General features: G+C 58.2%; 6 protein-coding genes and 2 pseudogenes. 5 read left to right on the plus strand and 3 right to left on the minus strand.

Features of this window, described 5'->3' with window-relative positions; translation table 11 throughout:
- From ALO64_RS26145 to ALO64_RS04360, 3 genes and pseudogenes are all read left to right on the plus strand, one after another.
- The coding region (locus ALO64_RS26145; RefSeq protein ID WP_235804973.1) for an acyl-CoA dehydrogenase domain-containing protein at window positions 1-1375 on the plus strand (1375 nt) is incomplete at its 5' end.
- Window positions 1376-1452: 77 nt separating this feature from the next.
- A pseudogene (locus ALO64_RS04355) lies at window positions 1453-1852 on the plus strand (PA2817 family protein).
- Between the two features lie 201 nt (window positions 1853-2053).
- Complete coding sequence (locus ALO64_RS04360) at window positions 2054-2908, plus strand: pirin family protein (RefSeq protein ID WP_044345152.1); 855 nt, start codon at window positions 2054-2056, stop codon at window positions 2906-2908.
- A 107-nt stretch (window positions 2909-3015) separates the two neighbouring features.
- Here ALO64_RS04360 and aceE read toward each other — a convergent pair.
- Window positions 3016-5672, minus strand: a pseudogene (gene aceE, locus ALO64_RS04365) (pyruvate dehydrogenase (acetyl-transferring), homodimeric type).
- A 144-nt stretch (window positions 5673-5816) separates the two neighbouring features.
- Between aceE and ALO64_RS04370 the strand changes: the two are divergent.
- A complete protein-coding gene (locus tag ALO64_RS04370; protein ID WP_004657820.1) occupies window positions 5817-6269 on the plus strand; it encodes a MarR family winged helix-turn-helix transcriptional regulator in 453 nt (150 codons plus the stop codon).
- 2 nt (window positions 6270-6271) lie between these two features.
- Here the strand turns inward: ALO64_RS04370 and ALO64_RS04375 are convergent, their stop codons facing one another.
- Window positions 6272-7375, minus strand: coding sequence for a transketolase-like TK C-terminal-containing protein (locus ALO64_RS04375; protein WP_044345151.1), 1104 nt, complete (start codon window positions 7373-7375; stop codon window positions 6272-6274).
- Between the two features lie 289 nt (window positions 7376-7664).
- Between ALO64_RS04375 and ALO64_RS04380 the strand changes: the two genes are divergently transcribed.
- Window positions 7665-8408, plus strand: a complete 744-nt coding sequence (locus ALO64_RS04380) for a helix-turn-helix transcriptional regulator (protein WP_010214819.1) — start codon at window positions 7665-7667, stop codon at window positions 8406-8408.
- 1 nt (window position 8409) lies between these two features.
- Here ALO64_RS04380 and ALO64_RS04385 read toward each other — a convergent pair whose 3' ends face one another.
- A complete protein-coding gene (locus tag ALO64_RS04385) occupies window positions 8410-9090 on the minus strand; it encodes an acyl-homoserine-lactone synthase (RefSeq protein WP_005733938.1) in 681 nt (226 codons plus the stop codon).
- Window positions 9091-9169: the final 79 nt, after the last annotated feature.

Raw genomic sequence — 9169 nt, forward strand, 5'->3', positions numbered from 1 at the left:
CCAGCCAATGCTCGGCAAAGGCTGGATGATGCTGATGAACTGCCTGTCGGTAGGACGTTCGATTTCGCTGCCCGCGGTCGGCACCGGCGCTGCCAAGTACACCAGCCTGGTGACCGGCCAGTACGCCAAGGTGCGCGAGCAATTCAATGTGCCGCTGTCGGCGTTCGAAGGTATTCAGGAAGCGCTGGCGCGCATCGGCGGCAACGCCTGGCTGATGGACAGCGCGCGCATGCTGACCGCCAATGCGGTCGATCTGGGAGAAAAACCCTCGGTGCTCTCCGCGATCCTCAAATACCACCTGACCGAGCGTGGCCGCGAATGTATCGGTCACGCCATGGATGTGCATGGCGGCCAGGGCATCATCATGGGCCCGAACAACTACCTGGGCCGCAACTGGCAAGGTGCGCCGATCTTCATCACCGTTGAAGGGGCGAATATCCTTTCACGTAACCTGATGATCTTCGGCCAGGGTGCCATTCGCTGCCATCCATTCGTGCTCAAGGAAATGGCCTTGGCCGGTCGCGAAGACAAGCAGCAGGCGCTGCTCGAGTTTGACGCGCTCCTGCTCAAGCACATCGGTTTTGCGGTGAGCAACGCCGCCAGCACCCTGATTCTTAATCTGGGCTTTGGCCATTTTGAAAGAGCACCGGGCAACAGCCTGAGCCAAGGCTACTTCCGCGCGTTGAACCGTCAGGCAGCAGCTTTCGCGATGTTGGCGGACTTGAGCATGATGCTGCTGGGCGGCGAGTTGAAACGCCGCGAACGCCTGTCGGCGCGTCTCGGTGACGTGCTCAGTCATATGTATATGGCTTCGGCGGCACTCAAGCGCTACCACGATCTTGGCTCGCCAGATCACATGAGCCCGCTGTTTCGCTGGGCCATGGAAGAAAGTCTGGGCCATTCGGAACGTGCCATGGACGAAATCCTCGGCAACTTCCCTAACCGTGTGCTGGGTGGGCTGTTGCGTGCAGTGGTGTTCCCGTTCGGTCGTCGCCACAAGGGCCCTTCGGACAAGCTGGACGCCGAAGTTGCACAGGTACTGGGCCGCGCCAAGGGCGATCCGACACTGGAAGAGTTGCTCGCAGGCTGCTATCGCCCGCAATCGGCAGAAGATCCGGTCGGCGCGCTGCAACATGCCATCAACTTGCTGACTACTGCATATCCGTTGCACAAGAAGCTGCAAACGGCGCTCAAGAGTGGTCAGATCAAACCGGCCGCAGGCGAGCATGCCATCGACGCTGCGTTGCGCATCGGTGTATTGCAGGCAGAAGAGGCACAGACACTGCTTACAGCCGAAGCCGCCCGTCGCAAGGTGATCGACGTGGATGATTTCGACAAGGAAGAACTGACCCTGGCAGCGGGCAAGATTCGCTGACGTTCAAGGTCACACCACACAGCAGGCGCGTAGAGCTTTATACTCTCGCGCCTGTTTTTGCATTTGAGGATTACCCGATGGCCGACGCCACTCTCGATCACCAACTTGGCCTGCTGGCACACCTGCGCAGCATTCTGGTCGCGCTGGGCGAGGCCGAGCAGGTTCCGGAAGAAAGCCACGCGCTGTTCATGGAGCGCTTCGACGAACTGGTCGAGCAACTGCCGCAGGACCCGATAGAAAGCCAGTACCTGGGCCAGGACATCCTGTGTCAGGTCATCCAGCGCTACCCGCAAATCGCCCACCTGGTGCCTCGCGACCTGCTGTGGTTTTTCGCCGGTGACTGCCTGCATTTCAGAAATCGAGCTGTATCAGGCGCTGGAAGAGCGCCGTTACGAAGCCGAGCAGAACGACGAACCATTTGACTGGAACCAGGAAAAGCAGCTGCTGGCCATGTCGACACAGGGCAGCAAACACTGATCACCTCTCGTTGTAACGCCTGGCCCGGAGTCTGTTCCGGGCAGGTTGCCTGTTACTCACGCCAATGCGTATCAACAGGCAACACATCGATAAATACGATCATTCCGTTCCGGGATTCGAATCAGTTAATCGAATAGACAGGCATACCATGACACTCCCTTGCGCCTGAAAAGGCCACCTGATAAAGAGTGCTCTCTTTCCATGACTCAATTTCGTAAAGTCCTGTCGATTCAGGCAGGCCAACCTGCCTCTGACGGCGCGGGAGTCAAACTGACACGCGTTTTCGGCGGACGGGGCGTGGAACAATTCGATCCATTCCTGATGCTGGACGAGTTCGGGTCGGACGTGCCTGATGACTATATCGCGGGCTTTCCACCTCATCCGCACCGTGGCTTCGAAACGGTGACCTACATGCTTGAAGGCCGTATGCGTCACGAAGACCATATGGGCAATGTGGGCCTGCTGCAGGGCGGCGGCGTACAGTGGATGACCGCCGCACGCGGGATCATTCACAGCGAAATGCCTGAACAGGAAGAAGGCACCATGCGAGGTTTTCAGCTATGGCTGAACCTGCCGGGCAAGAACAAGCTGAACGACGCCAGCTATCAGGACATCCAGCCGGAAAACGTTCCTCGCCTGACCACTGCAGCCGGTGTGAAGGTGGTGGTATTGGCCGGGCATTTCGACGATGGCCAGGTTCGACAGGCCGGTGCGGTACAGCGCCCGGATACCGAGCCCTTGTACTTTGACTTCGACATGCCTGCCGGCAGCCGTATCAACCCGCGCATGCCCGAAGGGCATCTTGCATTGCTGTACGTGTACGAAGGCAGTATCGAAATAGAAGGCAGCGCACAGTCAGTGAGCAAGCGCCATCTTGCGCGCCTGTCTGACACAGGGGATTTGCAGATCAGCAGCACCAAGGGTGCGCGCGTCTTGTTGATTGCAGGCAAGCCCTTACGCGAGCCGATCGTGCAGTACGGGCCGTTCGTGATGAACACCCGCGAAGAGATTGACCAGGCGTTGCGTGATTTCCGGGAAGATCGTCTGACGGCGTGACAGGCTAAAGTGAGCAGATACTCTCACGCAGGTAATCAGGAAACCGTGCACCTCGCTTGAAGTGCACGGTTTCGCAACTACTGTCTCGTGACAGAGACGAGCGCGACTCAGACCAGCACCGGGTTCTGCTTGCCTGGGTCGATCTTGTAGCGTTCGATGGCCTGGGCCACGACCTTACGCTCGACCTTGCCGTCATCGGCCAGCGCCTTGAGCGCAGCCACAGCCACGAAGTAACGGTCCACCTCGAAGAAATGACGCAGCGATTCACGGGTATCGGACTGACCAAAACCATCCGTACCCAGCGCCACGAAACGACGCAGGGGTACGAATGGACGGATCTGGTCAGCGAAGATCTTCATGTAATCCGTTGCCACGACGACCGGCCCTTCCCTGTCGGCGAGACAGCTTTCAACGTAGCTCAGGCGCGGCTCCTGCTCAGGGTGCAGCAGGTTCCAGCGCTCGACGTCCTGGCCTTCACGGCGCAGCTCGGTGAGGCTGGTAACACTCCAGATTTCACTGCTAACACCAAAGTCGTCCTCCAGCAATCTGGCGGCCGCGATGACTTCCAGAAGGATCGACCCGCAGCCCATCAATTGCACGTGTTTGCCGGAGTTGACCGACGCACTGGCCTGCAATGGGTACATCCCTTTGATAATGCCGGCTTCGGCGCCCTCGTGCAGATCAGGGTGCGGGTAGTTCTCGTTGAGCAAAGTGATGTAGTAATAGATGTCCTCATTTTCGGCAAACATGCGGCGCATGCCATCTTGAATGATCACCGCCAGTTCAAAGGCAAACGTCGGGTCGTAAGACACACAGCACGGTATCGTCGACGACATCACGTGGCTGTGCCCGTCATCATGCTGCAGGCCTTCGCCCATCAGCGTGGTCCGGCCTGAGGTGGCCCCCAGCAGAAAGCCCCTGGCCCTGGCATCACCCGCCGCCCAGGCCAGATCGCCCACACGCTGGAAACCGAACATCGAATAGAAGATATAGAACGGCACGGTCATCACGCCATGGTTGGCGTATGACGTACTGGCTGCAATCCATGAGGAAATGGCACCGGACTCGTTCAGCCCTTCCTGCATGATCTGCCCGTCGGTGCTTTCCTTGTAGTAGCTCAGTTGCCCTGCATCCTGTGGCGTGTACAACTGACCGACATGGGAATGGATGCCGATCTGGCGGAACAGGTTCTCCATACCAAAGGTTCGCGACTCGTCCGGCACAATCGGCACGATCAACTTGCCGATGTTCGGGTCCTTGAGCAGCGTCGAGAGGATGCGCACAAAGGCCATGGTCGTCGATATACCGCGATCACCGGTGCTTTTCAGCTGGGTATCCAGCACCGAAAGCGGTGGAACCTGCAAGGTGGCCGCGTCACTGAAACGCGCCGGAATGTACCCGCCCAGCTGAGCACGGCGGGCCTTGAGGTAAAGTGCTTCGGTGCTGCCCTCGGCGGGTTTCAGATAAGGCATGTCGCCCAGTTGATCATCGGTGATGTCCAGAGAGAAACGGTCGCGGAAGGCCTTGATCGCCTCTGCCCCGAGCTTCTTCAACTGGTGGTTGATGTTCTGCCCCTCGCCCGCCTCGCCCATGCCGAAACCTTTGACCGTCTTGGCCAGAATCACGGTCGGCCCGCCCTTGTGACGCATTGCGGCAGCGTAGGCGTTGTAGACTTTTTCCGGATCGTGCCCGCCCCGCGAGAGCTTCCAGATATCGTCGTCGCTCATGTCGCTGACCAGCTCCAGCAACTCAGGGTACTTGCCGAAGAAATGCTCACGCACGTAGGCGCCGTTCTGGGATTTGTAGTTCTGGTACTCGCCGTCCACGCATTCCATCATGCGCTGACGCAGCAGCCCGCTCTTGTCCTTCTCCAGCAGCGCATCCCAGCCACTGCCCCAGATGACCTTGATTACGTTCCAGCCAGCGGCGCGATACAGGCTTTCGAATTCCTGAATGACCTTGCTGTTACCACGCACCGGGCCGTCGAGACGCTGCAGGTTGCAGTTGACCACGAAGATGATGTTGTCGAGCTTTTCGCGCCCGGCCAGCGCAATGGCCGCCTGAGACTCAGGCTGGTCCATTTCGCCATCGCCGAGAAAAGCCCAGACCTTGCGCCCCTGATGCTCCTTGAGCCCGCGATTTTCCAGGTAACGCATGAAACGCGCCTGATACGCCGCCGTGATTGGCCCAAGCCCCATTGAAACAGTAGGGAACTGCCAGAAGTCCGGCATCAAGCGCAGGTGCGGATAGGACGAAATGCCATCGCGATCCGTTTCGCGACGGAAGTTGTCCAGTTGCTCTTCGCTCAGGCGACCTTCCAGGTACGCCCTGCCGTAAATGCCCGGCGAAGAATGGCCCTGGATGTAGACCAGATCGCCAGCGAACTGCTCGGTACGACCCCGGAAGAAGTGATCGAACCCCACGTCATAGAGCACGGCGGCAGACGCATAGGAGGCAATATGGCCGCCCACACCGGAATGCTTGCCGGCACGCAGTACCATCGCCAGGGCGTTCCAGCGGATGAACGCGTTGATACGCTTTTCACCGGATAAGGCTGCTGACGGTCGCTGGGAATGGTGTTGACGTAGGGCGTCGTGACCCGACCATAGAAATCGCCGTGTTGAGCGACATCGAAGTCCAGCAACTGATCGATCAGGTAGTGCGCGCGCGGGCGCCCTTCACTGTTGAGTACCGACTCAATCGATTCGAGCCATTCGCGGGTTTCTTGCGGATCCTCGTCAAGAAACCGGGGTTGCTGTGCCATCGTCGTCTCCTACTGTGATGCGGCAGTGGACGCCGGACAAGCGTCTGCCTTGAAAAATCTGATTGCAATTGCAATCACATGCCGGAATTTATCCCGTGCTCGGTTACTATTGCAACCCTCAAGAATTTCAGACAAAGGTGATTCATGTCGTCAGCCGAACCGGATACGTGGTTCAGATTCGTCAGGGCGCACCGCTGTCTTATTCGCGAGATCGAACGCCGTCTGGCGGCGGCCGAGCTGCCCCCATACGCTTGGTATGACGCGCTCTGGGGTGTGGAAAGCGGGCCTCAGGGCATGCGCCGCATGCATGAACTGGCCGATGTCATGGCCATCGAACGCTACAACCTGACCCGCCTCATCGACCGCCTTGAAAGCGAAGGGCTGGTGGAACGCCACAGATCCGACAGCGACGGCCGGGGCGCGGTGGCAGCGATCACCGACAAGGGCCGGACACTGCGCAAACAGATGTGGCAGATCTACGAAACGGCGGTCGACGAGCTGTTTCTGGCGCAATTCGACGCCCCGCAGCGCCGCGTGTTTGCTGATGCGCTGGAGCGTGCCGCACTGGCAGCCCGACAAAGTGGCAGTAAAAGCTGACATCAGACCAGCCGATAGCGTTGCAGGGCGAGTTTCAACGGCTCGTAACTCAGTTGCCCGCCCTCCGCAAGCGCGGTCAGGGCCTGAACGACAATCCACTCGGGGCTGATTGCAGGCTTACCTTGCGGCGCAGCGGAATCGGCTCCCAAGGCAACAAACCGTCCGGGGACATGTTCACGCAGTTGCTCGGCCACGGCCTGCGGATAACCGGTGACCGCCACCACGGCGTCGTGCCCTTCGCCGAGGCAATCACGCAAGTGCCAGGACCGAGGGGTCTTCAACGGATGGAAACGATTCCAGCGTCGGCCCGAGCCGGCATCGCGCGCCAGTCGGGTATAGCTGGGGCAGCTCCAGACTTCGCAATCGACATTCCAGTGCTCCTTGAGCAGGCTGGCCGCCTGACGTACTGACCGCAGGGCCAGGCCCGCACCCAACAGGCGCACGCGACGGCCGTCGTTGCCGGAAACGACATCGCCAACCCGATACATACCTTGCACAGCCGCCGCAGCCTGCGTCTCGCTCAACGCGCTGACCTGATCATTGGATTCGTCATGCAACGCCATGTAATAAAAACCGGCCCGGCCTTCAACATACAGACTGTGCAAAGCGTGCAGCGTGATCGCCCGCGCCTCCGCAGCATCCGCAGGGTCGTAAGGCTGACACTTGCTGTTTGAAAGGAGCCACAACGGCAGCCACGGATGAGCGCCCTTGGGCCAGCAAGATGGCAACGTCTCGATGTCGTTGCAGAAAATTCCACGTTGGGATGACTCCGATGCCAGCGCGCTCAGTTCGGCCGAGGTTTCGCTGCTGATCATGTAGATCAGAGGCAATTCGACCTTGCCGGCCTGTGCAGCAAATCGCAAAGGCCAGGCGCTGGCGAGCACGCCCTCCTGTTCGCAGGCCATGTGCTTGCTGGCTCGCACCACGGATATACGCCGCGAGGTAGACGGGTCTCGGGGCAGACGCTCGACGATGTCGGCCATCGCAAACAGGGGTGAACAGCACCCGCGCAGCGCAAGCCCCGCAGCCGCTTGAATCTTTTCCATGCAAGCCAGCGCTGCAACCCGGGTTTGCGGCGCCAACTGGTGGCCATTTGCGCTGTTCATCACTACTCCTTGCTGTCGGACAAGCGTCCTTGCACCTTAATGGAACGAAGAATATGATTGCAATCGCAACAAAATCCCATCCGGTGTGCGTGATCGCAGTGCAGGGCCCAACGCCCAAACACGCGTGCGCTCGTATGCAAATGCTTCGACGAGCGCACTTTTTTACAGCCTTGACCGGTGTTCAAAATCAAAAGACACAGGTAGTCCATGTTTTCATGTACTACTTAAATTACACATGCGGATAATGAGTACAGCCAGGCCGAGAACAAAACAATAAACAAGGTATTACATGGAGGTTCGTACCGTGAAAGCCCAACTTGACTGCCCACCGTTGAAGATAAACGGGGCCCCTGCCCCTCTCCGTCAACTGATCGAAGACTTTGAAAACGATCTGCACCACATTGGCGATTTCACTTATGCCTACTTTTCCACGCCCAAGACGCGTAATGTCAAACCCGTCATTTTGTCCAATTACCCCGACTCCTGGCTGAAATCTTATGTAGCCTCAAACTATCACCTCATTGACCCCATCATCAAACATGCCTGGCATAGCATTACGCCATTCTTCTGGAGAGAGGCCCGCAATGCCGCTCAAGGCGTCGAAACCGACGATTTCCTGAAGCGGTCAGCCAAATATCAGCTGTCCTCGGGGGCCACTTTCACCCTGCACGATGCCAGTGGGCTTTTTGCCGCACTGAGTCTTTGCAATGCCCGGCAGCAGAAAGATTTCGATCAGCGAATCCGCGAAAAAGCCGCCGATATCCAGATGAGCCTCATCCGCTTCCATGACCGTTTGATCAAGACCCGAGCGCCCCATGAACTCTTTCCGCAGCCCGCCCAGTGCAAGTTGTCCACCCGCGAAACAGGTGTGTTGAAATGGGTGGCGATGGGCAAGTCGTACAGCGAAATCGCTGAAATATTTTCCATCTCGGAACGCACCGTGAAGTTTCACATGTCCAACGTCTCCAGCAAGCTCGAAGTGCGCACTGCCAAGCAGGCAGTCTACAAAGCCATCAACATGGGCATGGTCTGACTCAGGCAGCGCTGTGCATGCAGGCTGGCGGTGCGGGGTCTGACACGCCAAGCGCTATCGGCCAACGCAGCAGGTCATCCGTGACAGGCTGTCTGAGGGCAATATTCCCGAGCAGCCGCTGATGGTTGTCGGCCGTCACCGGCATCTCCAGCAGCAGCACTGTCTCGCCTGGCGATGCTTCACCGGTCGACAGCACACGGTGCTCCCATCCGGACTTGCGCACGATCCGCGCCATTGCCTTGCTGACCACCGTGATGATCGATTGCAAACCGGACAACGCAGCATGGTTGTGCATGGAGAACAGCAGCATTTCGGTCAGTGGTGCGTGCAGAATATCCAACGAGCGTGCCCGAGCCGTGTCGACAAAGAACCGGCTCGACTCCGCCATGGCAGCATTTTTGGGCGCAGGGCAGTCAAAAAAACTGCGGAATGGGCCTTCCAGCATGTAGGGATCACAGGTGTTGATCAGCCTTAGTCCGGCCAGCGGAACCCCGTTCCAGCTTCCGACAAGGTAAGTGGTATTGGCATTGTCGTATTCATCAAATTCAAATGCATGACTCACACGAACTTTCCACTCAAGCCGATCTGAAAAAATCTTCTTGCGCATGGAATATAGCGTTTCCAGCAACGTAACGGGCATCGTCGTGTAACTGGCTAACTGAAACTCAAACCCGCTCGACATATAAACTCCACCTTGCACAACCAGTGTGAAGCATCGCGTATTTCAAACGGTAAATCTACTGTACCTAAGAGGGTGTAGA

It is taken from the genome of Pseudomonas meliae (assembly GCF_001400515.1).
Classification (GTDB): Bacteria; Pseudomonadota; Gammaproteobacteria; order Pseudomonadales; family Pseudomonadaceae; genus Aquipseudomonas; species Aquipseudomonas amygdali.

Bases quoted from the DNA above. Each gene is read 5' to 3' on its own strand.
- ALO64_RS04360 (WP_044345152.1), top strand. From the start codon at position 2,054: ATGACTCAATTTCGTAAAGTCCTGTCGATTCAGGCAGGCCAACCTGCC.
- ALO64_RS04370 (WP_004657820.1), top strand. From the start codon at position 5,817: ATGTCGTCAGCCGAACCGGATACGTGGTTCAGATTCGTCAGGGCGCAC.
- ALO64_RS04375 (WP_044345151.1), bottom strand. From the start codon at position 7,375: ATGAACAGCGCAAATGGCCACCAGTTGGCGCCGCAAACCCGGGTTGCA.
- ALO64_RS04380 (WP_010214819.1), top strand. From the start codon at position 7,665: ATGGAGGTTCGTACCGTGAAAGCCCAACTTGACTGCCCACCGTTGAAG.
- ALO64_RS04385 (WP_005733938.1), bottom strand. From the start codon at position 9,090: ATGTCGAGCGGGTTTGAGTTTCAGTTAGCCAGTTACACGACGATGCCC.